Raw genomic sequence first — 25,699 nt, forward strand, 5'->3', positions numbered from 1 at the left:
GCTTTTTCACTAGTGTGCTACCTCAGTTGATCAGCTGCCTGTATAGCATCAGCGATACTATACTCCTGGGACTTACTCACATAAAATTGGTGCTCCATCTTATCAATGGTATGGTATAAGAAGTTCAAATTAGCTATTGTATCCTTCCACTCTTCTATAAATGAAATCAAAGCACACTTCACCAGTACCAAATTCCTCTCACTCAAGAGCCCGATGGCATAAAGCGCATTGATGGCTTCATAGTCCAACCTATTAAACTCATCCTGGGGGAAAGCTGGATCTTTTCCTAGCGCGTAAAGTTCAATTAATGGCGGGATGGCCCCAGTATCTCTCAAATGGTGCAGGAAGTGAAGATTATGAAACTCGAAATAAGCATCCCGGTGCTGCTTAACGTAGTTAACATAGTACTTTAACCCTTCCACCCGGTCCATCATGACCAGGTATTTGGAGGCTTCTAATTTCTGTTCTACAGTTTTCCCCTGTTGGCTTAGCATTTGCAGTAAGTATGAGGCCGCCTGCTCATGGTTATTGGAATCAGCTAGGAGAAGATCAAGCAATGTCCAGCGGATTTTATCATCCTTAACTGATCCAAGTATTGTAAGGAGCAAAGCATCATCCTGCGTGGCTTCATGAAATTTCCTTAGTAATCTTGCTCTGGTATAATCAGGTCGATCACTATGCAGCAATTCATCTATGATACTATCATACGCCAATTCGATCTGATGGTCAAGGGCATATAGCACATTATTCTCCCACACGATGTTACTGGCTATACCTTCCTTCAGATTTTGCAAAACACGCTGCTCTAAATCGCTCCTGTTAACATATTTCTCAAGCCCAGCTATAAAAAGTGCATTGTCATCTGTCTGTTCAAAATTGGTAAAGAGCGTAAAGTCCAGTGCTTTTTCTTCTCTTAATTCCAAGTCAAACCTCCTGGTGAAAAACCAAGCCCAAATAGCTGTATTTGAAATAGTAATGGAATCACCGTCACCGTCTCTCAACTTTACCGCCTGCTTCATATCCAGCTCCTGAAGCGATCTGCCTGTCCAAGATGCTATCCAGTCTTTCTGCTCTGGGCTTACAGTCAAGTAGCTGTAATTTTTTAGAGAGGAATAAATTTCGCTGACTTGGTAGGTCTCGAAGTTCTTGCCTCTTTCCAACCACTTCCCGATTTCATCTTTCTCTATGCTTCGCTCGCCACGCGTAAAATCACGTAGCAGGTTCAAAGGGGATTTTGCAAAATCCTGGTCAATGTAGCTGTTTGTTTGCTTTTTATACTCCCACAAATCATCAAAACCGAGAGAATCAGTTTCCAAGGCTTCAAATACCCTTTCAACTTCTAAAGAAAATTTGGACTTATTGAACAGTAGGTTAAAGTTCTGCTGCATTTTCTCCTTCTCCAGGACACTATAATCAATCGATGGCATTCTTTTTAAGAATTCTATACCAGCAGCCTCATTCACTCCATCTTCTAAATTTTGAATTAAATATGCCTTCTCTGTATCGGGTTGAAGGTTTCTTTGCAATAATTGGTGAAATTTCTCTGCTTCAGCGTTTGTTCGGTTTCTGCTCTTATAGTCTGCGACAAAACTTTCAACTACCTGACTGTTAATGAATGGAGCCATTAAAAAGTCTTTCTCAATCCATTCCAGTTCCTGGTGATTCCACGTTCTGTTGAACGCCTCCACTTGCGTGCCAGTTTCAGTGAAAAAAGTCGCTACTATGCGGGAGAACTCCCGTTCGTAAATCTTGCCATAGGCATGGAAAAGCGTTAGCATGTCCTCGAAAACACTTGCTTCCCTGTCATAAGCCTCAATTGCCTTACTGACCATTACCCGGAAAATTTCAAGATTGCCCGCATACCTGCTCTGCCTAACCCCATATGGTTTTGTAAAGTAGGTGATGAGCTTTTTGATTGCTTCCGGTTTCTTCAATGAATTAAGGCCCTCTTGAAGACTAAACTCCTCATCCCAGAAAATGACCGATTCTCTCTCCTCTGGAAAGTCCTTTGAATCCAGTAGGGCGATACCTGCCAAATAAACTTCTACATATTTGTCTGAAAGCGCTGCTGAATTGATCAGCTTATACAACCCGGCGCGAACATACTGGTTCCTGTGCTCCTGGAGCCTTTGCAAGACTTCTTCAATCACATCCTCCATGTTAAGCTTAAGTTTGGCTAATGTTTGCAACACGGCATGCACTATTCCATTGTCAGCATTATACCTAGTTAACAAGCTTAACAGTGCCTCCTTTACTGGTGTCCTATTGCTAAAGGCTAATTCCAGGTATTTAAGTACTGATAAAGCGTTTAAAACAATAATTCTTGGACACTCTGGGCTTTCTAGCTGCTTGATGAGAAACGCTATTGTAGTATTTGACTGGGAAAAACGCGCAAGTTCTTTGTTCTCAAACTTATTTGAACTGAGCCAAATACCTCTGTCTTTGTAGATGTTGAAAATCTTTATAAAAATTTCTACACGATCGGCTTCGGCTAATCGGTCTGGTTCAAATTTCACGACGACCTCGGGATCATTTATGATCAGCCATTCTGTCAACTCTTTTAAAAGGTCACCTTCAATAATGCTTACCAGAAATGAAAGGGTATTGACCCAAGTTGGCTTGACCTTGCTATAGCCCGGTTTGAAAGAAATGTTCTCTTTAATCTTATCGACCTGTAAGGTAGAAAGCGCCTTGGCGGCTAGGTACTCCTGGATGTTATTATGTTCAAACGCCCAAATGTCGGTTTCATCACCCTGCCTGTTAAAAGCGGTGCAGTATTTTAACAGGTTGAAATTTTCTTCGCTCCCCACTATCCTCAAAACATCTTCTCCTTTTAAGGTGTTTTGTCCGAAGGCCTCCATCACGAAGGCTACTCTCTCCAGCAGTTTTAAAATTTCAGCCTTCTTGTTCCGAAGCGGTACGGTCGTTTTAAAATGCTCATTGTCATAGGCTATCCTGGAATCTATGAAATGGGCGAAAATGCTCGCCCTGCTACCAGTTAAATCCCCCATCTTCAGATAAGTCTCCGCTAGTAATTTCAGGAAAAATGGTCTTTGCAGCAGTTCTGTATAGTCCATCCGCTCTGCTGCTCGAATGAATGCAGCACCGTCAATCCCATACTTCTTATCAACAAATAGTTGAACGTCCTGCAGGCTGATATCATTGAGCGTAAAAACACTAAACCCCTGAAGTGTACCGGACGAATCCTTCGTCGGCAACTCATAGAAATTCGTTCTCGAAGAGATCACGATTTTAACGGCAGGATGGTTTTCGGCAAAAGAAATAACCTTTCTAACAGCTGTGTTGAAATGAATAGGCTGAACCTCATCCAAACCATCTAAAATGAGCAAAAGTGATTTTTCCACGCTTTCCCAGCCGGCAGGCAAGAAATCTTCCAAGCTCTCATCTGTATAGGTATTGAAGCGCTTATAAATCGGAATAAGCGCTTTATCCTCAGATAAAAACTTGGACGCTAACTGCTGCATCTCGATTGACTTACCGGAGCCCGCATCTCCTAGAATGACAATCCTACCGCATTTCTGGACCATATCAATAAGCTCCAGGCTACCATTTCCTTCAGAAAAAGCATGTCGGGATGCATGAGCTCGATATTCTCTAAAACACCTGTTTATTTTAAACTCTGTTTCTGTTATTCCTTGTGTAAACAAGGATAAATCAACTACAAGCTGATCCGCTTCATTTAAGGATTTATTATCATTGGCATGAACGACTATTCTCTTGGTAAATAAATTTTGCTGGTTTATCACCCTATAAACACGCTGTTCTATAATAGATGAAACCGCATCTTCAAACTCCTGCTGGCTGCTAAAATCAGAAATCCACTTCTTATCAAGTTCTATTTCTACCCTGAATTTGAGTACGGCGTCCAACTGCTTGAGTACCTCCCTATCCATGGTGGCGACAGGCTCCTTGAAAAAGAGATGTAAGGCTATAGAATGGTGTTTTACCCCCCATTTACGATAAGCTTCGTAAAACTCCTGCTCAGTTCCTGAACCGAATCCTTGTCCTGTTTCAGCATTTATCATACCAGTGGGGGTTCCGAATCTCATCCATAAGATACCGATGTAGATATCGTATTCCTTTATGTACTCATCGATTATTGCTTGAGGAAGCGGCCCGACGCTTCCTATGAGATCCCTCCATTCTTTTACAATAACATCTATATCATATTCTTCAACACGCAAATTTTTACTGATTCTGCTACAGATTCTCTTAACAGCCTCTTTTTCGCCTTCCACATCTTTCGGGCAAGAAACCAGTACCTGAATTCTCGTAATGTTATTCATTCATTAATGTATTATACAGAATTTAAGAAAATCAACGTGTTCATCCAATGGCCATCTGAAAATAGGTTGAATCTCCCTTATCCCTAGTCTTCAATTTGGTTTTTATTAAAATGCCATTATAAAACCTGAGTACACTTAAACTTCAGAAATCAGTGGTGAGTGCATTATAGTGACAAAAAAAGCTATACAAGAATTAAAGCATACTTATAGATTGCTTTTCCTAAAATTAAATAAAAGAATAAATTTAAGCGATCGGCTGTAGAAATGCGGTTATTCAAGTAGCAGTACTTTTGCACCAAATTAGGCCAGGACTACACAGTTGCTCCCCTTTTGCTGGCTCAGATGACATTGCGGTGCGGTATGCCACCTGCCCCTCTGGCTTTCACACAAACACAGCTTTGGGCACAGCAGGCAGGGGTGCTTGGCGTTGGAGGTCGCAGAGACAATGCCTTTCACCTTCTGTTGACAGAAAACGGTCGGCAGTCGGTCGGCTTTATCGAGCCGACCCACCTGTCTCAACCCTCGGTGTGCCGCCTAGTCCCCGTTCCGCTCATTTGGTCAGTTTCGGCTCTTCCAGAGGCTGATGCGGTGAATAGGCTTTAAGATACTCTTTCGGTATAGCCACTTTCTACATCACTGTTTATGCCCTGACCGGTTAGACTAGTTAAAAAATAGTGTTTCAAGTCTTTTAATCAGAAAGAGCGTTGATATAACACTGCGAGAATAGTATATGATCCAAGGTGCTGCTACAATCGCACTGAATCTGTTTTCAAATTCTAGTATATCCCATGCTTAACTGTCAAGTTAAACCATGGTGCCGGATTTCAAAGCAACCTACGGTCTGCTCATTGCAGATTTTACTCGGAGCAATAAAAGCTGTACCCAAACAGGTTTGCCCAGTTTTAGTTGGTTCGATATCAAGGCCTCCATACAGCGCACCTCGTTGTCCAGGAGATCAACTTCTCCAGGCTGACCATGCCACAGGGAAGCGTATCCCGGCACAATACCTGTGTGAACTTCATGCTGGCATCTGGTATAATCCCTTAACATGATGAAAATTGCAGTATGAAAAACTATAAGCGCGTCACGTTAGCAAGCGACATTCTTATACTGTAATTTCTATCAATCCAAAGACGAGCTTGTCACCGTACTTTGCCTGTGCTTCTGACTTGTTCAAAAATTTAATCTTTTTCACTTGTTCAGTTCTCAGCTGACTCAGCTGGTTCCGTCTGTCTGTGTGATTAAATATGAGCTCTCCATTGATTGCAATTGGAATTTTATACTTGGTTCCAATCAGCTGTATTTGCTCATGTACTTGTTTATAAATATAGTTCTCAATGTCGAGGTCACCCGACGATTTCACTATTACACATTGCTTGTTGCTAAAACCAAGCTTTTCCAACTTTTCCTGGCTTGCCGCCTGTTCGAAGTGAGCAAGGTTGTCAGGGAAACTCTCATTTGGAGATGAAATTAAACCATCTACCACATGAAGGCAGTTCTCGTCATTCATGTTTATTTCAACTACCTTCTGAGCATAGCCAGTGGAGTAAACCGCACCGATGAAGATGCCTGTAATAAAAAATTTTGTTCGCATAGCTAATTTTTATTCGTTGTGTATAATTCTATTGTATGCCGTCGGCCGAATTTAATACGTGGGCCTTGGTGTCTTTATTTGTTCTTTCTGCTTATAGCAGGTATTAAATTTATATTAAAGCTAAATCATGCACCAGGCTGCTGATACTTTCATGACAGTTGCTTATTACCACGTCTTTGTCACATTCCTATGCAACTAATTAAGGTTCAACCTGATAAACCACAAACTCAACTTTCCACCAGGGAAACATCTCGAACGGATGATTCCAGGTCAATAGCATACGCCGGCCCAGATATAAATCAAATATATCTAATTGTTTAAAAGCATATCCCTTGTGCTGCTGAAAATCCTCATCAATAAACTCCGATCCTCCGTTACGATCTCAGCGTTTGCTACCAAACCGATCTGTAGCTTCACCGTTTTGTTATAGGTCGTATGTTGGGGCAGGGACACTTTTGCTGTAAAAGTCGAGTCGCCTGAAATAACTTGGGAAATATAGGTGATTTTACCTTTCAAAAGCCCATATTCTTGAGTTGGGTATGCATCCAACCTAACCAAAACATCCTGCCCCACTTTTACTTTACCGAAGGCCTGTTGCCCCAGTGTCAGTACACCGAACGGTTTTATCTCTTGCTCACCAGCGATGTACATCACTTGTTCATTTAACCCCAACCATTGGTTCTGTTCCAATGGTTGTTGAAAGACTACCTTCCCACTGCGTTCAGCTAATAAAACATGCCTTTTTTCCCAAGTGACAATCTCACTTTTCAGACGTTGGATATGAGCTAGGAAGGATGCCTGCTGCTCAGTGATCTGTTGAGCTACATCCATGAGTTCTTTTTGCTTTAAGCTCTGGGTTAGATTACTGTTGATGATGGCAGATTTAGTATTCTGCAATGGAAGTTTGGCCCTTAGAAGCTTTAATTCTTCTTCTCTTAATTCCTTCCTTGAGATTACCATAGCATTGGCAAGTGCTCTACTTGTTTCAAACTCCTTCAAGGCCATGGTGAGCTCCTCCTGGTTAATCTCCTGTTGCTCATATAGCTGCTGTTCCAGCAAGTTTAGGTCTACTATTTCTTGCCTGATCATTTCTACTTTTTTGGCATATAAGCCACCAGGCGCATAACTCCTGAACTTCAAAAATGCGATATAAAATTCCTGAAAAGATGGCTGTAGTTCCCCATAATGCCGCTCCGTTTGTAAAACAACCTGATGCACGAAAGCATAATTGTCTTGCAAAACTTCTGCCTGCAGTGTCTCTATCAATTTGCTAAGCAACCTAACATCCCCATAGTCTGCAGAACTTTCCATCAAACCCAGTAGCTCGCCTTCCTGCACAGGCTGCCCCGCTTCCACCAAAAGGTTGGAAAGCTTGCCCTCTTTCCGTGCTATAACCTCCTGAGGTCTGTTCTCAGCATCAATCCTGAGTCTGGAAGACACAAGATCTGGTGATTTAATAACGGAGGAAAAAAGGAAGATAAGCAGCAGCAAAAGGAAGAACAGACTAATTCCCCACCGGACAAGCCAATGCGGAACCGCTCCAACTATTTCTTGCACTTCTTCACTGTGTTGCACTGAGATAGTGTGAATGACTGACATTTATTATTTTCTTTGTCTTGTTTAACGTCTTGCTCTGCCTAATTAAATCAGGATATATTTCATCCAGCTGAAGGTAAGCAGCCTTTCATGTGCTGCATTACGCTTTGACACTCATATCCCCACTTCCAATTGGTTTCGGACCAACATAAAGTACTCCCCCTCCTGCTGGACCAGACTTTCATGAGTGCCGGTTTCAATGATTTTACCTTTATGTAACATTATGATGTTGTCCGCATTTCGAACAGTGCTCAGGCGGTGTGCTACTATCACAACGGTGCGTCCTTTAAAAAAATGGTTCAGATTGTCCATTATCACTCGTTCATTATTGGCATCAAGGGCATTGGTCGCTTCGTCGAAAAGTATGTACTCCGGATTTTTGTATACTGCACGTGCTATTAAGATGCGCTGCTTCTGTCCCTGGCTAACTCCATGGCCCTCGGATCCGATTTTAGTGTTAATACCTAGCGGTAGTGACAGCACAAACTCATGAATGTTCGCTGCCTTTAAGGCTTGCCAAAGGCGTATCATGTCAGGACGTTCATCAGAGACGGCAATATTATTCGCAATTGTATCAGAAAATATAAAACCATCTTGCATGACGATGCCACAGTTTTTACGCCAGACAGAAGGTTTTATATTAGCCAATGCAGTTTCGCCGACCCTGATCTCTCCTTTACTAGGGGTGTAAAAGCCCAGAAGCAACTTCAGGATTGTGGTCTTCCCACTTCCGCTCATCCCTACTATAGCCGTAGTTTTACCCTCAGGAATAGTTAAATTTATATTTTGCAACACAAAATCATTTCCTGCTCCAGGGTATTTATAGCTTAACTTCTGCAGACCAATACTTCTCATATGAGGAAGCTCTACCTGATAAGATTTTGATGCAGCCTCTTCATTTTCCAATTCATAAATCTCGTTTAAACGCTCCATACTGATTTTGGCATCCTGCCATGAGCGGATAAAACCAAGTAATTGCTCTACCGGGCTATTCAGCTGACCTAGTATATACTGAACGGCCATCATAGCACCAAGGGTCATGTGCCCCGAAATCACGGACTTGGCTACCAGAAAAATAATGATGATGTTCTTACTTTCATTGATAACAAAAGCCCCTGCCTGCTGATACTGGCCTAATTTGAGACTTTTAACACTGTACTTAAACAATTTAGCCTGAATGCGCTCCCACTCCCAACGCTTCTGCTGTTCGCAGCCACTGAGCTTGATCTCTTGCATTCCTGATATCAACTGTATCAAGGCTCCTTGGTTCTGTGCAGAAATAGAAAAGCTTTTATAATCCAACTGTTTCCTCCTGTTTAAGAAAGCAACTACCCACACTGTATAGAGCAGACTGGCCGCTAAAAAAACCCAAAAAACCATTAAGCTGTAGAAGGCCAGCACAAAGGAAAAGAGGACTAGGTTAAACAGGGAGAACAGGACATTAAGCGATTGATTGGTCAGGAAACTTTCAATCCTCTTCTGATCATTTATTCGTTGCAAAATGTCTCCCATCAATTTTGAGTCGAAAAAACTAATGGGTAAGTGCATCAGCTTTGAGAGGAAATCCGCAAGAATAGAAACGTTTAAACGAGTACTGATATGAAGTAATATCCAGGAACGAATAAAATCAACGCTTGTACGCCCCAGTAACAGCATAAACTGGGCAACTAGAACAATGAAAATAAAATTGTAGTTTTGTGTAATTATACCTGTATCGACAATTGATTGCGTGAGGAACGGAAGTATCAGCTGCAGCAGCGTACCAATTAACAAACCGAGCATTAACTGGCCGACAAGCTTCTTGTATTGTCGCAGATAAGTAAAGAAGGTTATAAATCCGGCTTTTTGCCCAATCTCTTCCTCCTTATAAAAGCTGGGAGTGGTTTCCAGCAATAAAGCAATTCCATGTGAATTGCTATTGTTCTTGTAGCTATAGTAGCTCGCACAAAATTCTTCATGGGAGTATTGGATAATTCCATTTGCAGGGTCAGCTACAATACATTTGTCTCTACTAATCTTATAGAGAACCACAAAATGATTCTGGTTCCAGTGTAGAATGGCAGGCAAATTGGCCTCCTTTAGGTGTTCCAAGTCCAACTTTGCACCACTAGCTCGAAAACCAATTTTCTCTGCTGCTTCTGCGATTCCTAAGATAGACACACCCTCTTTCCCAATCTCAGCCAGCTCCCGTAACTTCTGAATGCCATGGTTCTGGCCGTAGTACTTTGCTACCATTCGCAAGCATGTTGGACCACAATCCATTTGGTCGGGCTGTTTATAAAATGGAGTTCTCAAAATCTGTCTATATTTTATACCTGTTAAAAGATAAAATCTCTTCTTATTTTCATTACCTAGTAACAACTGGTGTTACAGGGAATGCTGGTGCCAGTTAAGGCAAATGTCGCATCAGGGCATTGTTCTGAATAGACAAGGCAACGAGAGCAGCAATAACAGGACGGAGTATATTTTTATCCTATGAACCCCTGCCGGCTCTTATGATTGCTTAAGAATGGAAGCTTAAAGCGGTTATTATTTCCATATGCTTGATAAGGATCGTATCTTGTCGCAACTTAATCATAGACAAGTTCTTCGAACTTGGTATGCTTGGAATTGTATACCCGTACCTCCCCTGGATATGCTCCAGTTATAAGCTTTCTTTTTAACAGGGGCTGAAACAATAAAAAAGTCCTGAACAAGGCAGTCTTCCGCATTATCCGAAAGCAGCCCACCGATTATCTTAACATACTCGTCTTCACCGTCAAATATCAAATACCTTTTCGGGGCTATTATTCTTTGGGCTGCTACAGTATCCTGCCCTGAACTCCAGCATGGACTTGCTGGACGGATGATGATTTCGCCGGTCTGACTGAATAGGGTAAAACATGTAGCCAATATTGTAAGGGCAAAAACTAGGTTTATCATAACAGTATACATAGCATCATCGGAATTTTACACTCTTACTCAGCGTAAGGGTCATAGGTACACTTCAGGGGTTTTGAGACAAGTGATCCGGTGGTCGTGTATGCTCTGCAGTCACTACAGATGTACCGGAATTCGCACTCCTTGCAAACTTCAATCTGATCTTTAGTGACACTCCAGATACTGCTGAATTCTTTTTTTTGTACCACTTCAATCATGGAGTTAGACATTATATTACCATACGATGTGTCAAGGGACGGGCAGTTTTTGATGTTGCCATTCTTGTCAACAGAAATTTTTCGATTCAGGCAGGAATTCCAACTTTGAGACTCAGTAAAAAGTTTAATATTGATGGCAAACAAGTCACTGGAAACTACTCCACAATGGCTCTCATCTCTTACTTCATCTTTCACAAAGCGGATGTCACACTGTTCTAATTCATAAGAACTGCAAAACGGTGAGCGATGAATACATATAGAGGTAATAAAAGCAAACTTATGAAGAAGGGCTCCTATACTCGTTTCGTTAAGGGTTTCATCAAAAGCTAGTATCAGCTCAATGGAATAGACATGGTTGTTACCAATGTGCATCAGCAGCTCATGATAGAAATCTACTTTTTTCGGTGAAAAGCACCTAATCTGAATATATCTGCAACCTAAGGCATTGAGCTCAAAGAATACCTTTTCAAAGTCGTAGCAGCTGTTTTGATCTAGATCAATGATAGCATTCGTAATCGCTGCAGGTTCGTCCCATTTGTCCAGTTTTAAACTTGGGTAGCATGCCGGTGTGCTTGTATAAAACAGGTATTCGTTGTCATATAAATAATTTAGAAAAACCTGTAAAACCTTAAAATCCTCGGTTGAATAGCTCTCCTGTAATTCTTGCACCGTCCTGGAACCTAGTTGTGCCATCAACTCATAAAGCTCGCTCGGAACCTGTATATAAGATTGCCTTTGAAGATCGCAAATAATAGTTCTTTTAGCCCCTCTGACAGGTATGCAACATGAGTAAAGTAAAGGGTATTGGCTCTGGTCAAGCATGCTACGCAATGTGTTAGATAAACTAATTGAGTTTAGAAATAGGTTTGTAAAATTTCTGGCTAATTACTTTCCTGACTTGAAGTGTATTTATTTTTCCATCTGAAATCCGGATTCTATGAGTTGCAGGTAACTTTTGCACCAGTTTCAAATTGTGAATTGTTACTGGAAGAAATGATGCATGTCTTCCCAAGTCAATTTCAAGCTTCTCCATTCATCAGATAATTTGCGATTTCACTTTCAATATAATAGTTACAGTTTAACGATAGCCAATCAAACTGACCACAGGGATTTACCTCCAGAAAATAATACTGTTCATTGTCTGATAGTATTAAATCAATGGATCCAGTATCCATGTCAACTTCCAGCATAAAAGCGGTTAGCTTCTCTTCAATTTCTAGTGGTAGCTTGAAAGGCACCAACCTATTTGGTTTCAGGTAATTGTAATTCCTATAATCAAGCGCTGTCTGAGCATCATTTTGAGAAAATATCGCCATTGAAAACAGCTTATTTTTAATAAAGAATATCCTGATTTCACATACTTTCTTAATGTATGCCTGAGCGAGGATTGGGAAGAAGACAGAGCTTAAACTTTCCATGTCCTCCATGACAAGCATTTTTGTTCCACTGTTGGAATACAGATGACCATCGTGCTGAAAAGTGGGTGTGTTTGTAATAGGTTTTGTAATAACTTTGTCATGCTTCTCTACAAACCTGGTTAATTCATCCTTCCTAGCAGTAACTAGGGTTTCAGGTACAGCTAATCCTACATTAGTGGCTATTACCAAGTTTACCAGCTTGTTACAGCCCATTTCTTTATCCATATCACCTAGAAAGAATTTTCCTTCTTTACCCTTTCTGGTCAACAGAAAATGCTTAATACTTTCCCATTCCAGATTTAAAAATCCCAGGAGCTGTTCTCTTAAAGAGGAATCAATACCCTCTGCCTTGAATGGTGCAAGTGACAGCCCACCTCTTCTGTACCAAACGGATTTAATATTTTCATACTTCACCACCTCTGTTTCAGAAAAAACAGAAAGCTGGTTTTCCTTTAACTCCCCTCCTATTGAGATCTTTTTTAGCCCGAGTGCATCTTCAACATTTATCCTTGCCACCTCCTTCTGACCAAAGTAGCTTAAATACTCCATTACTTTATTGGTGGAGACATCCCTATTCTCACTGATTATGAGAACACTTCCTTCCTTGCATCTCTTTAGCATATCATAAATTATATAAAGGCTCCCTCATCAGAATAAATAACAGTTTGCATACAATCCCTTTTTAGGGCTTTAGGGAAATTATTTTTTATGGAGTAACAAGCATAAAAATAATCATCTCTCCTGCTGCCTACTCTTATCACACTCCGATAAGGAAGCTTTTACCTAGTTTAATCAGATAATGATTACGCCATTCCGCAAGGGCCTGTCTCTTCAGTATCTATTGTAATTGCGCAGCCACCGTTTCCTGTGCCTCCTGCTACAGTATCATATCCGCATGTACCACCGGAAGAATAATAGGTTCTATCCCCTAATGTGCAGCTTCCTCCAACTACTTTTTTCATTTCTAACTTTGACAGCAATTGCTGTTCATTTAATCCTAATGTTTTACTTGGAAACAAATTCTTCATAACTTTTTATTTTTATATTATACCTCATTTTTCGGGTTCGGCTTTCCCTATCCTGTTCTTTTGAAGTCAGGCAACTTCATTGTTGGCCAAACAATCTCTTATGATGAGCGTGCTTAAGAGGCAGGTTTCCTCATTCCTGCACCTCACTTATTAAATGTCTAATGTCTTCTAGTTTATAAGTATCAGGGAGTCTATAGCCGTTTACAAAAAAGGAAGGAGTACCTGGCAAAGGAGCGGTTTTCAACCAGTTTTCGTATTGATCTTCATCATACGGCAACTTTCCTTCCTCTAAACCATTTAAGCTGATCCAGTTGTCTAGTTCCAAGTGTCCATTCTTAAACCAATCGCTCAATACATGTAACAACCTTGTTTTATCATCGATGCTAGAAATAGCCTTGACAAAACGTTGTTTCTTGTCCTGCCCATCATTGCCGTGAACAAAAATGAGGACGATTCTAAAGGGAAGCTCACTCTTCAACCAGTCATGAACCACAGCATGGGCACGGGCGCATGGTGCACAAAAAGGATTTGAGACAAGAACCAGCTCATGCTCGGCTTCACTATCCCCAAAGGAGAACACCTTGATTTCTTCTGGCACATTGATTTTAGATTGTCTCCTTAACAGTGTGTTGAATAAATCAGGGTCAGACTTTAATCTTTTGTATTCTAACTTAGACTTCTTTCCTTCCCTGAAATGAATGATGAAAGGCTTTGCGCATAACCACCCCAAAGCGGGCAGCAAGAACACGATACCCTGTGTTACGGCAGGATATTCAAACTGTATCGATGAGGTTATGAAAATCGCCAGAACGATGCTAGAGCTTGCAAACACTACGGTATGCACTACCAGGCACAGCCTGCACCAATGCTTTATAACAGCTGCTTGCAGGTAAATTGCATATAGTGAGAAAATAGGCACCGTAATGATTAGCCAGAAAATTAGGGTAGGTTCGGCAGAAAATAAGAGCAGAAAAACTATACCGGCAAAATACATCAGACCTGCTTCGGCCATACTAAGCCATGAAGTAAGCTTTGCAGCCTTATTACCCAATACAGGACCACAACCCTTAGATTCATCGGTCTGGCAAACCCGGTTCATTAATGTATTGTTTTCATGCAGGTTTTGTAACACCAATAACCAAGAAATTGCTAAACCGATACTATTAAGGGCAATCAGTGTCACACGTAAAGGAGCATAAAATAAATGCTGGGGCTGAAATAGGTATAGTCCTATAAAGAAACAGCAGACATAGAGACTATAACGAAGATAAGCAGGATAATTCCCTTCTCTGTCAGAGGTTTGCAATTTATTTCGAGGTGTACCATGTATCACTTGCAGGACAATCCCATCCCAGATATGAACAAAGTCTTCGCTTCTGAATGTAATCCTGTCACCCTTTTCTGTTAAGACTTTCACATTTCCTTCTACTTTATTAATCTTCTCGACGACGGCGAATTTTCCACCCTCTATTTTAAGGAAAACCAAGAAGTGTAGATTATCACTTACTTCCAGGCTATCCAGATTTGATTTAAAGGCCTGATTCTCCACTCCAATACTGTCCAAAGCTTCACTAATACTGAGAAGGCTCGGGAAATAGGGGTGCTCCATGAGTCTTTCTTCTAATAGATTGGCATTTACCCGTATTCCGTTTCTCAGCAGCAATTTACTGGTGATAAAGCACAGAGGATGAGAGGAGTACACCGGGTTCAGCTGTGACAGCGTGCCTAACAAATTCATAAGATAATTTTTATGAACGAGCGTAAATTCATTGTTGAGGTTTTGCAGCATCGGCTTTGTCTTAACTATTATCTGGTGATGAGTAAATGAAATAATATTTTTCATGAAGCTGCCTATATAGCGTTACTTTGCCTCCAATGGAAGCTTTTCTTGGCTATCCTGCTTTTTAACACCCTAAGTTGGGTTGTACTCATGGGGTCATAGCGGCTGACCTGTTCAGGCTATATAAAGGGCACTGGAACAAAAAATTTTACACCAATAAGCTGTCCCGATAAATGGAAAACGATTTTTCAAACAGCATACTGATCTTAAGCTGAAACGAATAAGCTGACCTTCGCCGGGATGGCCTTGCAACACTTAGAGTGACATCTTGTATATTGGCTGCAGAAAAACTACTCCAGCCTGATACAGTTGCACCTTGACCAGACACAGGCACACACTTACTAAGCTCTCCTGTTAAACAACCTACACCACGGTTAATCCCAACCCGCGTGCATGTGGCTGAAACAGGTAATGTAGAACGTACATTTTAGGGGATATTTACCGGAAGTGAATCCAGCGGTGTCCTTTGCACCCTCCCTTGGAGCTGACTGGCAGGCACCTAAGACATAACTCACAATTGGCTTTGTTCGATACCATTTAGAAAGTGTTGCCTCTCAAGGCTACTGCTAACACAACCTCATCTCCCATAACCGGATACAACCAATATGGTATATAGTAGTTAGCATCTAGTCCCTGACAAGAATGAAAGCTGCTTTTTCAGCTACTGGTGACTCTATTTCGGTTCCTTGGAGCGCTGAGAGTCCTTAATCCTGGCGGGATACCCGCTCTGTACTCGTCAGTTGGATTTACAACATGAATTTCGTTTTCCTTGTTATCAAAGTGAAACTTTTCAGGTCGGTTAAAAAATCTGGCAGTGTAACTGTCGATCAGAAAATTACTCTTAACTAATTCCCGAACTCTGATGACACGGTGGGTAAACCTGAGGTACTGTAAATCCTGTTGGACTTCCCCTTCTTGCCAGAAGCCTCTTTCAGTGTAAGTACTACTTGTTTTTTTAGAAGTAATTGTCTCGTTTTCATATCTCTTAGGCATGTTTATATATATTCAAACATAAATAATTATATCGTATCTATATAACATATTAGATATACCATGGAACTACCTAGATGAACTTGTGTTATAACACGACATACTTTCCGATGGATCCTTTCCTTCCGGGAATGCCAGCTATCATTCGGCCGGATACATGACAATTTTTTAATGATTAATCCCTTTCGTCGGACTGGTAACAGATAGTCCGATGGGTCTGGAAGTTGTCGATTGTTTAGCAAGAACCTGACAATAGCGGATGTTCCATCGATCGTCTCGCCCAACACCCATGCATACTCCGTCCGTGTTCCTTACCCAGCTTGCCAGAGTATTTACCAGCACAATCATTCAATTGGGGAATCAGTTTACAATTTATAGTAGCAAAGCGCTATTATGAGGTCGCTTTTTGCATTCAGAGAGTAAGGTTAAGGCTGCGATGGTAAATAGTCTTCTCTTAATAGCGCAAGGGTAACTTAATAAGAAGAGGAAATTTAATGAGCTGTGTTTAACCGCACCTGATTATCCAGCATTCTAAGAATCCGAGGAAAGTTTGCTGACTAAGCGCATGAACCGGGCGAAAGAGTAATTGAAAGCATCGCAAAAGGTCTAGAATACCTTGTCGGCCCCAACCTAAGACAATTTATTATTTCATTGCATCCACTACAACGGTTTTCTGGGCTCTCTTGCCCGTTCACACCCCGCTCAAATTATCATGATGCTACAGGAAATAATGGCTTTTTCTTTAACAGCCAGCGAATCCCTTCACAAAACCTTTCTTCTACTACGTCTAAATGTTTTCCTGCACGAGGGTTTTCTCCATTGAAAAACAGCTCTGGTATAGAACCTAACAAAGGCGAACCGAGGTGGCATAATCATCCCGGTTGCCGTCTCCCTGGAGCTAACTTGTTTAGGCAATCTGTTTATCAATAGTGCTAGGCCAGGCAGCCTCGCTTATTTGGATTTGAAGTACTACACTAAATGTCTCCGCTTCCTCTGCAATTTCCAACTTATGTCTACCCGGGTAGATAATGTCGAGGCGTCTTTTAGTGTTTTCAAGTCCTATTCCGGAATCAAGCTTCGACTTGGTTTTCTCTGTGGGGGGCTTGCTATTTTTCACACTAAAGGTCATCATCCCCTTCTGGCACACCATGTTGATATCAACCCATGCCTTCTCTACAGTGTTATGTACGCCGTGCTTAAATGCATTCTCAATGAAATTTACCAAAAGCAATGGTGGTATCTCAGCTTGATCGTGCCCATTCAGCTCAAAGGTATAATCAATAAACACCCGGTCATGATGACGCAATGTCTCCAGTCCAATGTAATCAGTCAGGAAAGTAATCTCACGCACCAGATGAATCCGCTCCGCCTTCGCTTCATAAAGAGAGAAACGCATCATATCAGAGAGATCCAATATGATCTTGGCAGCTCGATCATTGTCAAATACAAGGGAATACAGGCTGTTCAGCGTGTTAAAGAAAAAATGGGGATTCATCTGTGAGCGAAGAAAATTTAGCTCCAGTTCAGAATTAATTTTCTGCAAATACATGATCCTTCTTGACGTTTCAACATGCTTCTTGTAGAACTTCAAAAGCAATGTCAGCATACAGAAGGGAAATATAAAGGACATCATCCAAAGAAATGTGCTGAGTGTAAAGAGATCTGCCACCTCTTTTATGCTGTATCGCGCGCTTAATCCCCCTAAAACTATATTTTCAGGAAACGCCTTTGCCAACATAGCAAGACCGAGGCTGGAGATAATGGCTGAAAGCAGATATAGGCTGACCAAACCAACTAGTACATGAATCCACTTCCTCTTTTCGATAAACCCTGAAATGCCGTAAGCGATTGTATAATGGATAGAAACCACCATTAACAGCAAGAAAAGTATAAAAGCATTAAATGAGACTTCCCCAATGTTACCTTGCAGAGGCAGTTTGAGCAGTAGCATGAGCATGCAGTACACCCCTATCCACATGGCTGCATGCAGCATGAATCTGGTAATGGGATTATACGTTTTGAAATCTAATTTCATGAAAACAAATTTTTATCGTACACCTTTCCGTTTAAGCTTTTCAGTATAGTATTTCTGTAGGAAATAATAGACGATATACTCCTGCAGCCGTTGATCGGTATTAAACCACCTGTTCATGCTCATATGGATGTAACTACTCAGGTTCCTAATGAGCGGATGCGCTTTACTGGACAAAACAGGAGCTATTTCTTTCTCAATCAGGCTCCTACGAAGTGCCAAAAGCAAATCCATTGTATTAGGGCCCTGATTTGGGGACACCCTGTGTCGTAATGACCGGTATTTTTGATCCAGTTCCACTTTGAGTCCCTGATCGAATTCGTTTCCCAGTGAAGAGCATACGGATTGGATGAAAGCAAGGCGCTCGTTAATCTCTAATTGAAATGTATCCAGCCACCCTGCTACATTTTGGATTGCATACAGGAGACGGCTATCCTCCCCCTCGTCCAAGGAAATCTGCTCACTTGCAGCAAGAAACAAGTCAGAATCGTAAAAAAAAATCTTCTCAGACTGGGACATGTAAGCGGCACCATACCTTTCCAGTTCCCGAACGTAGGTATCAAGCTGTATTTTCCATACCAACCTTTGTCTCGTAAATTCATCCAGAGCAGCCTTCACTCGGTTCAAGGCTTCCGTAAAATTTCCTGCACCGTCTCCCACATGCATTCTTAACCTGATATGATAATGCGGGTCAGTATAACGTACGAAATAGTACATTGTAATAAAACTTTCAGCTACTAATCGGTCCATGATCTTTTTTAGGGGTCCTGTCAGGATCCTGTCGGAAACATGCGCACCACAGTACAATTTTACATACAGCCATTCACTACCAGGAAAGAATACACGTTGTATAGCAGTGCCCTGCGCTGAGCCTATAGGGGTAACCTCTACCGCTTCGGGTGCCGTTTGGTATAGTGGCAAGACTATTTGATTTGTGTAGCTTTCCTGGTCCTGGCCTTCGGCAAAATGCAGCCATTCAATCAGGTTCAGGCTTCTCTGTTCTTTAAGCTCCCGGATTAAAATCTCCTGGTACTCCCTTTTATATAGATGCAGGACCAATTGGTTATCTGCTTTCGTGATCGCAACTGTTGGTGGCAGCTTCCACTTCCTAAAGAACTCTTCCAGTTTCTCATAGGTGCGGTCACCTGCTGTAATATGCGCTAAATCAGCTGATGTGAACCTCCAGGAAGCAGGCGCAAGAATAACATTCCTGTATGAGAGCCGTGGCAGGTATTTCAAATCTTCCGCCCAGCTTCCCCAATCAACCTGAAGAGCCGTCTTTCCCTGATGTTGAAGAGCGCATAGAAAATGGTACACAGGAAGAGAATCTAGGGAATACATGTGGGCTGCCGACAGTCTTGGCATTACTCTTTTCCCCAGCCGCTTGGAGCGGAGAACTATTGTATCCCGGACAACACTAACCATTAGGTCCGTAACCGGCAATTGAAATTCTTCCCCCACCGACGCTCCTGACAAAAAGGGAATTTCAAATTCCCTTAAAACAGGTCGTTGGAGGATGTTGCCCACCCGGGCCTCGGGAAGGTGCAGCACTTCAGCTAATACTGAGCCTGGATAGGATGCCTGCTCCTTTTTAGCAATCTGCAGTCCAAGCATATGGAGCCCACTGTCCAAATGGCAAAATCTTCCCAAAAGGGTATTCGCTGTCGCTCCACCAACAGACTGTAGGTAAATCAACTGCCTATGGCCGGAGGACACGATGGAAAACATCGTTGCAAAAGTTACCGGCAGCTGGTTCGTTTTCTGGGGGAACTGGCTAATATTCTCATCGTCAAGCGCAATACCATCCAGCCCTTGGCGCATGGCTTCTTCATATAGCCCTTTTAGAAAAGTATGCCAGGGCTCTATCGACTGCTCTTTTGGTATCTCATCCCGGTACGTATTGCCCAACCTGGTGGTCGTAATATTTCCAATACTAGAAAGGGCCGGGAAACCAATTCCTGTCTCAGCGTCTATCACCTCAGCGAGAGGCACTTCCTCCGTCTCGTATTTCTCCACGAAGGCCCTCTTGAAATCGGACAGCATTCTCTCCTGCCTTGACTTTCCCGTTGTGAAGCGACTCATAACCTCTATTCCCTGCACTGCGTTTGCAACAGTTGCCTCTGTGATCGCCAGCGGCTTGGCAGACTTCTTTAAAAGATCTACCTGAAAGAAATTATTGTGGTAGGTCGTTACGCCTATGCTTGCTAGGCCCCGCTTGAATATACCCGCTACTTGATCCCGGTTTGACCTCGCAGTGCTCTCATTCAACAAAACAATCGCTTTCTGCAAGTCCGTCAGTACCTGGATGTATAGCTCCAACTGCCTATTGTCTTCACGGGGGGCCATTCTCTTTAGTTTGCCCAGCAGGGTGGCAAGCGGGTCCGGATCAGTCACTGCTATTTCCAACTCGCTTACCAGCAATTGTGAGTCAATGAGCTCCAGGGTAAAATCTTCCTTTTCGGAGGATTCAGCCTCCTGCCCGATCAATGCCATGATGCCTCCCAATTTCAGGCCTGTCCTCGCAGCCAAAAATATCTGCTCCAGCAGGCAATCCTTCTCAACGGAAGCGATCCGGTAGCTTCTCACCCCCTGCTCCACCTCAAACTCGATATATCGGTAGGTGTCTCCTATCTCATACAGGGAATTATTTGGGTAATAAGTGAGTAACGGCTTGATGGCGGAGTCCCTGCTGATATGGCTGATAAGCGTAAACAGCAGGTGCATATCCATTCGGATAGCTTTATGCAGGGAAGCCGAGACAGGTAAGAACGCAGCCAATCCCTGCCTATCTGTAATTTCTCCCACGCTACAGCCTGCGAATATACCAAACGGGGTACAGCGGCTTGAGGCCCTGATCAGATATTTTTTCAAACTCCGGAGGACCCTGTCTTTGTTTCGAGCATCTCCTTGCAGCATTTTGACAGTCTCATCATAAAGCGCCTGGGAAGCCCAATAGATTGCCTCCAGAAAAAGGTCGTTTTTTAAATGTTCCTCCAGCAGTTGCTCCAAACTATGCGTGGCGTCGCTCCGAATATCTTTATATGATAATAGCGGGCTACGCACCACAAATTGTCCGAAATGATCGAGCATAAACAAGTGTATTTAAGTAATGTCTCTCTGTTCAAAACAAATGACAATTGCCAAAATAGAGAATATTCAAATTATATGGTAAAAAGCCAAGTGAAACCCGTGCTACAACTGCTTCAACAGAATAGCGGGAAAGTCCGCACAATAGCGATGAGGGAGTAAAGCTTCTTAAGGAAATGCTTTTCCCGAAACTTTTACCCCCATGTGGCATTTCCAGTAACGTGTGCATATAGGGTGGGACAATCTAGGAACTTGTCTAATAACTACACAGTGGGGATGCAGCAGATATTCATCCGCTACCTGCTTAAAGCGATTTGTGTTATGGGATACGGATGTCCCAACCGGGTTTAGTCACCTTACAGTCAAATCAGAAAAGGATGCAGGGCATACCGGCTCTTCATCATCGCAACACAACAGGTTCCGCATTGGATCTTTGCACCAATCCAAGTTACTTTAACCATTTATTTGCCTCGTTCTTAATACTTTCCCGGTAAGTTGAGCCTATAATGATCTCTTCGTCCGATATGGTGGTTTCCAGGACATTGCCATCAATGCCTTTAATGGAAGAGGTACGCACAATAAATGACCTGCTCACTCTCGTAAAATCCTGTTGAGGCAGGATTTCGAGAACCCGCTTCATGGTTAAATAAGTGATGATCTTCTTTTCCCTCAGAAAAATCTGGACATAATCTTTCATACCTTTCACCATGAGTACATCCTCAAATTTAATCAGTAACAGCTTTCCATTCACTCTCGCCCAGAAATGGGAGTTGGGCATCTGCCCGTCGCTGGTATTTTCCCTCGTCTGATTCCCCTGACTGATCAACTTGTGCACTTTATTGACCGCTTTAAGAAAACGATCGAATGAGATCGGTTTTAGCAGATAGCCGGCCACGTCCAGCTCAAAACCCTCCAGGGCATGGTCAGGGGAGGCGGTGGTTAGAATGATCTGCGGTCGGTGGTTGTTTAGTATTTTAATCAGCTCAATACCGCTCATGGTCGGCATCTGAATATCCATGAAGACAAGATCGGGCTTCAGATTCTCTATATCCTGCAATCCCTCGATCGCGTTTCCGGCTTTCTTAATCACTTCCAGAAAAGGCACTTTCGCGGCGAGTTTTTCAATCACCTCTTGTGCCAGGGGCTCATCATCAATTATTATACACTTCATGCGTCCTACAAAGTTTGTTCACAAGGTTAATCGGTTCAATGGAAGTGGAAACGGGAGCCGGAACAGACCACAGCTTGACAGCATTGTGTCTGGTTTGCTCCGCATGCTTCACCCATGCTAAAAGAACGGGCAGCCGGGACAGCGAGTGATGAAATTTATCTGTCCAAGCCAGCACGATATGTCAAGTTGCCGAAATTTCTTTAGAAAACCCATCTTTTCAACTTAAAAATGCTTCTTTCAACATGATGCGGGACGCTGCGCCTCTTTCAGTCCGGTTAAAGGGGTAGGACATTCCCAAAGATCCTGCCCGCGATGGTCCTTCTTTCCAGCACGATCTCCGCCTTCCCGATCATCAGGTACTTGATGGGCAGTTCCTTCCCCAGGTTCGTCTGCAGCTGCCGGTGATCCAGCGTTACATAGCCCTGCACCTTCCCGTCCACGGGAACCGGGAGAATCTTGGTGATTCGACCGGTTAGAAAGCCAAAGTCCGAGGGTGGGTAGTTGTCCACTGTGATGACAACTTCCTGTCCGAGCTGTATCTTCCCGGATCCTTTTACGGGATAGAACAGCTTAACTTCAAAATCGGTCGTTTTGGGCACGACCCACACCACATAGTCCTGTGTATTACTGTCATCTATCCCTTTGGAAATGAAAACCTGACCGGACATGGGGGTGATAATGGGTTCATTGATGTTTTTGGAGGTGTTCCGGTGAATGAAGAGAGTGTCTCCAGGCTGCACCCATTCTTCGTCCTTCACAAGGAAAATGAACTCCTGCCCGGCATCCTCTCGCTTGAGGGAAACCTTTCCGGGTTGCTCCTTGGCCTGGATCAACACCTCGGCCGGCACACTGTCCGGAAAGGCGATTGTGTTGCTGATGAAGATACCGATGGCCGAGACGATGAACAGGATGGTAATACCCCACCGGGTGATCCAGTGCGGCACCCGTCCGATGATTTCCTCCATCTCATGGCTCTGCTCTTCTGCGTTTAAGGGACTGTGGTTTGGCATTTTATATTCAGTTTAGGCGGCGTCCAGTTCCAATTGATTTTTAACAAGCTCATAGTAGTAGCCGCGCTGGTAGACCAGGCCCAGGTGCGTACCCTGCTCCACAATCTCCCCGTCTTTCATCACGATGATCTGATCGGCTTTTTTGACCGTGCTCAGCCGGTGGGCGATGATCAGCACAGTTCGGCCTTTGTAAAACTCGTCCAGGTTCTCCATGATGATGCGCTCGTTGTTGGAGTCCAGCGCGCTGGTAGCCTCATCGAAGAACATGTACCCCGGCTCTTTGTAAACGGCACGGGCAATGAAGATCCGCTGTTTCTGGCCACCGCTCAGGCCGGAGCCCGTATTTCCAATCCGGGTCGTGAAACCCAGCGGGAGCTGTGAGATATAGTCATGCGCGTTGGCCACGTGCACCGCGTTCATTAACTTGAGCTCGTCGATCTTATTACCGTCCAGGGCAATGTTGCGGGCGATGGAGTCAGAGAAGATGTAACCGTCCTGCATCACTGTACCACACTGGCTTCGCCACAGCTTGGCCGAAATGTCGTTGAGATTACTTCCATCCACCAGGATCTCCCCTTCGGTGGGAGGATAGAATTTAAGGAGCAGTTTCATCAAGGTCGTCTTCCCGCTCCCGCTGGCGCCCACGATGGCCGTCACCTGTCCTTTGGGGATATGTAGACTGATGTTCTTCAACACCAGGGCGGACTTTGCGTGTCCATACCGGAAACTGACATTGTCCAGCGTGATACCCGGCCTGAACCTGCTGTTAAGCCCTTTGGCAAAGAACACCTGGTTGAGCGAGTGTCCGAAGTCCTCCTCGTGCACATCAGCTACCTGCAGGCTGCTTTTTTCCTCATTCTGCTTATTGTGGATTTCCCCCAGCCGCTCCAGGCTGATTTTGGCGTCCTGGACGGTCTTGACGAACTGGATAAGCTGGTTGAGCGGACCATTCATCTGCCCGATGATATAGGAGATACTCAGCATCACCCCTAGGGAAATCTGCCCTTCGATCACCAAGAGGGCCGCCATGAAGGAAATCAGGATGTTTTTAAGCTGCGTGAAAAAGGTGGCGCCGATTTCCTGGTACTGCTCCAGGGCCAGGCTTTTGATGTTGATCTTGAAGAGCTTCGACTGGATTTTCTCCCACTCCCAGCGCCGGGACTTCTGGCTGTTGTAGAGTTTGATCTCCTGCATGCCAGTAATGATCTCATAAATGCTGTTCTGGTTTTCCCGTGCCCGCTGAAAGCGGTTGTAGTCGATGTTGCGCCTCCGCTTGAGAAAAAGGAAAATCCAGGCCACAGACAGGCTGCTCCCCACAAAGAATACAAGCAGGAACCGCATGTCGTAAATACCCAGCACAATGGAGAAAATGACCAGGTTGATGATGGAGAAAAGCGTACTCAGCGCGGAGCCTGTCAGGAAGCTTTCAATACGGTGGTGGTCGCTGATGCGCTGGGTGATGTCGCCAATGTTCTTCGACTCAAAGAAACTGATGGGCAGCTTCATTAATTTTATCAGAAAATTGGAGATAATCGTGATACTGATCCGGGTGCTGACATGGAGCAGAATCCAGTTTCGGATCAGGTTGACCAGCAGGCTTCCGATGAAGAGGGCCAGCTGGGAAATCAGCACCAGGTGGACGAAGCCAATATTCTGCTTGTTGATCCCGAAGTCCACCAGGCTCTGCGTCAGGAAAGGAAAGCACATGCTGATAAAACTGGACAGAATCATCCCCAGGAAAATCTGGAAGATAAACGCCTTGTAGGGCTTGATGTACTGGAACAGAAAGCCAATGCTGGAGGAACTCTCCTCCTGCTCCTCATCCGAGTCTCGGCTGTAAAATTCCGGCGTAGTCTCCAGCAGGAGGGCGACCCCTCTCCCGTCCTCCGTGCTGACCCAGCACTTCTTGAACGTTTCCACGTCCACCTCCACCAGGTTATGGCCGGGGTCCCCGATCACCAGCTTTTCTTCCCGCCGTAGCAGGGACTTCTCCTTTACGTCGTAGAGCACCACAAAGTGGTCCTGGTTCCAGTGCAGGATACAGGGAAGGGGCACCTCTTCCTTTAGCTGATCATATGAGAGTTTGCCTACCAGCGTTTTGAACCCGACCTTTTCGGAGGCCTCGCTGAGCCCCAGAAAGCTCACGCCATTCTTGGTGATATGCGAGATGGACCGCAGGTAGTCCAGGGTATATTCTTTCCCGTAATATGCACTCACCATTCTTAAACAGGTAGGACCGCAGTCCATGTAGTCCAACTGCTTATAAAACTTATACTTGGAATGCATTACCCGCGCTATTGATTAGGAAATTTGTTTGTCGTGGTCGGCCAGTGGGTCTCCACCGTGGGGCCGGCGTTTCCACCCGCCAGGTTGTCCAGGTCCGTGTCTTCGTTTTGCTCCTGTCCCTCGGCATCGCCAAACAGGCGCAACCGCTTGAGCTCTTCGATCGTTTTCCTGTCTTTCACTTTTTTGCTCTTTTTCATATCCGT

At 43.6% G+C, this 25,699-nt stretch carries 14 protein-coding genes; all 14 read right to left on the reverse strand.

Features of this window, described 5'->3' with window-relative positions; translation table 11 throughout:
* Positions 1–17 precede the first annotated feature (17 nt).
* Complete coding sequence (locus tag AC5FX6_RS11360; RefSeq protein WP_493597172.1) at positions 18–4,307, reverse strand: NACHT domain-containing protein; 4,290 nt, start codon at positions 4,305–4,307, stop codon at positions 18–20.
* Positions 4,308–5,412: 1,105 nt separating this feature from the next.
* Positions 5,413–5,901, reverse strand: a complete 489-nt coding sequence (locus AC5FX6_RS11365; RefSeq protein WP_493597173.1) for a hypothetical protein — start codon at positions 5,899–5,901, stop codon at positions 5,413–5,415.
* Between the two features lie 309 nt (positions 5,902–6,210).
* The gene (locus AC5FX6_RS11370; RefSeq protein ID WP_493597174.1) at positions 6,211–7,500 is read right to left on the reverse strand and encodes a beta-barrel domain-containing protein; all 1,290 of its coding nucleotides are present in this window, start codon (positions 7,498–7,500) and stop codon (positions 6,211–6,213) included.
* Between the two features lie 111 nt (positions 7,501–7,611).
* Positions 7,612–9,792, reverse strand: coding sequence for a peptidase domain-containing ABC transporter (locus tag AC5FX6_RS11375; protein ID WP_493597175.1), 2,181 nt, complete (start codon positions 9,790–9,792; stop codon positions 7,612–7,614).
* 662 nt (positions 9,793–10,454) lie between these two features.
* Complete coding sequence (gene gwsS, locus AC5FX6_RS11380; RefSeq protein ID WP_493597176.1) at positions 10,455–11,456, reverse strand: grasp-with-spasm system SPASM domain peptide maturase; 1,002 nt, start codon at positions 11,454–11,456, stop codon at positions 10,455–10,457.
* 197 nt (positions 11,457–11,653) lie between these two features.
* Positions 11,654–12,673, reverse strand: a complete 1,020-nt coding sequence (gene gwsG, locus AC5FX6_RS11385) for a grasp-with-spasm system ATP-grasp peptide maturase (RefSeq protein ID WP_493597177.1) — start codon at positions 12,671–12,673, stop codon at positions 11,654–11,656.
* Between the two features lie 182 nt (positions 12,674–12,855).
* A complete protein-coding gene (locus AC5FX6_RS11390; RefSeq protein ID WP_493597178.1) occupies positions 12,856–13,080 on the reverse strand; it encodes a hypothetical protein in 225 nt (74 codons plus the stop codon).
* A gap of 130 nt (positions 13,081–13,210) precedes the next feature.
* A complete protein-coding gene (locus AC5FX6_RS11395) occupies positions 13,211–14,923 on the reverse strand; it encodes a vitamin K epoxide reductase family protein (RefSeq protein ID WP_493597179.1) in 1,713 nt (570 codons plus the stop codon).
* 1,894 nt (positions 14,924–16,817) lie between these two features.
* Positions 16,818–17,945, reverse strand: a complete 1,128-nt coding sequence (locus AC5FX6_RS11400; RefSeq protein ID WP_493597180.1) for a sensor histidine kinase — start codon at positions 17,943–17,945, stop codon at positions 16,818–16,820.
* Between the two features lie 12 nt (positions 17,946–17,957).
* Positions 17,958–21,032 carry a lantibiotic dehydratase gene (locus AC5FX6_RS11405; RefSeq protein WP_493597181.1) on the reverse strand — a complete coding sequence of 1,025 codons (3,075 nt, stop codon included), beginning with the start codon at positions 21,030–21,032 and terminating at the stop codon, positions 17,958–17,960.
* Between the two features lie 445 nt (positions 21,033–21,477).
* Positions 21,478–22,200 (reverse strand): LytR/AlgR family response regulator transcription factor, encoded by a 723-nt coding sequence (locus AC5FX6_RS11410; protein ID WP_493597182.1) that lies wholly within the window; start codon positions 22,198–22,200, stop codon positions 21,478–21,480.
* 275 nt (positions 22,201–22,475) lie between these two features.
* Complete coding sequence (locus AC5FX6_RS11415) at positions 22,476–23,210, reverse strand: hypothetical protein (protein WP_220627767.1); 735 nt, start codon at positions 23,208–23,210, stop codon at positions 22,476–22,478.
* A gap of 12 nt (positions 23,211–23,222) precedes the next feature.
* Positions 23,223–25,496, reverse strand: a complete 2,274-nt coding sequence (locus tag AC5FX6_RS11420; RefSeq protein ID WP_493597183.1) for a peptidase domain-containing ABC transporter — start codon at positions 25,494–25,496, stop codon at positions 23,223–23,225.
* 8 nt (positions 25,497–25,504) lie between these two features.
* Positions 25,505–25,693, reverse strand: a complete 189-nt coding sequence (locus AC5FX6_RS11425; protein ID WP_493597184.1) for a hypothetical protein — start codon at positions 25,691–25,693, stop codon at positions 25,505–25,507.
* Between the last annotated feature and the right edge of the window lie 6 nt (positions 25,694–25,699).

This window comes from Pontibacter sp. LHS2, from assembly GCF_058932845.1.

Excerpts from the sequence above, each read along its gene's own strand:
- AC5FX6_RS11360 (WP_493597172.1), bottom strand. The coding sequence starts at position 4,307 with ATGAATAACATTACGAGAATTCAGGTACTGGTTTCTTGCCCGAAAGAT.
- AC5FX6_RS11365 (WP_493597173.1), bottom strand. The coding sequence starts at position 5,901 with ATGCGAACAAAATTTTTTATTACAGGCATCTTCATCGGTGCGGTTTAC.
- AC5FX6_RS11370 (WP_493597174.1), bottom strand. The coding sequence starts at position 7,500 with ATGTCAGTCATTCACACTATCTCAGTGCAACACAGTGAAGAAGTGCAA.
- gwsS (WP_493597176.1), bottom strand. The coding sequence starts at position 11,456 with ATGCTTGACCAGAGCCAATACCCTTTACTTTACTCATGTTGCATACCT.
- gwsG (WP_493597177.1), bottom strand. The coding sequence starts at position 12,673 with ATGCTAAAGAGATGCAAGGAAGGAAGTGTTCTCATAATCAGTGAGAAT.
- AC5FX6_RS11390 (WP_493597178.1), bottom strand. The coding sequence starts at position 13,080 with ATGAAGAATTTGTTTCCAAGTAAAACATTAGGATTAAATGAACAGCAA.
- AC5FX6_RS11395 (WP_493597179.1), bottom strand. The coding sequence starts at position 14,923 with ATGAAAAATATTATTTCATTTACTCATCACCAGATAATAGTTAAGACA.
- AC5FX6_RS11400 (WP_493597180.1), bottom strand. The coding sequence starts at position 17,945 with ATGAAATTAGATTTCAAAACGTATAATCCCATTACCAGATTCATGCTG.
- AC5FX6_RS11405 (WP_493597181.1), bottom strand. The coding sequence starts at position 21,032 with ATGCTCGATCATTTCGGACAATTTGTGGTGCGTAGCCCGCTATTATCA.
- AC5FX6_RS11410 (WP_493597182.1), bottom strand. The coding sequence starts at position 22,200 with ATGAAGTGTATAATAATTGATGATGAGCCCCTGGCACAAGAGGTGATT.
- AC5FX6_RS11415 (WP_220627767.1), bottom strand. The coding sequence starts at position 23,210 with ATGCCAAACCACAGTCCCTTAAACGCAGAAGAGCAGAGCCATGAGATG.
- AC5FX6_RS11420 (WP_493597183.1), bottom strand. The coding sequence starts at position 25,496 with ATGCATTCCAAGTATAAGTTTTATAAGCAGTTGGACTACATGGACTGC.
- AC5FX6_RS11425 (WP_493597184.1), bottom strand. The coding sequence starts at position 25,693 with ATGAAAAAGAGCAAAAAAGTGAAAGACAGGAAAACGATCGAAGAGCTC.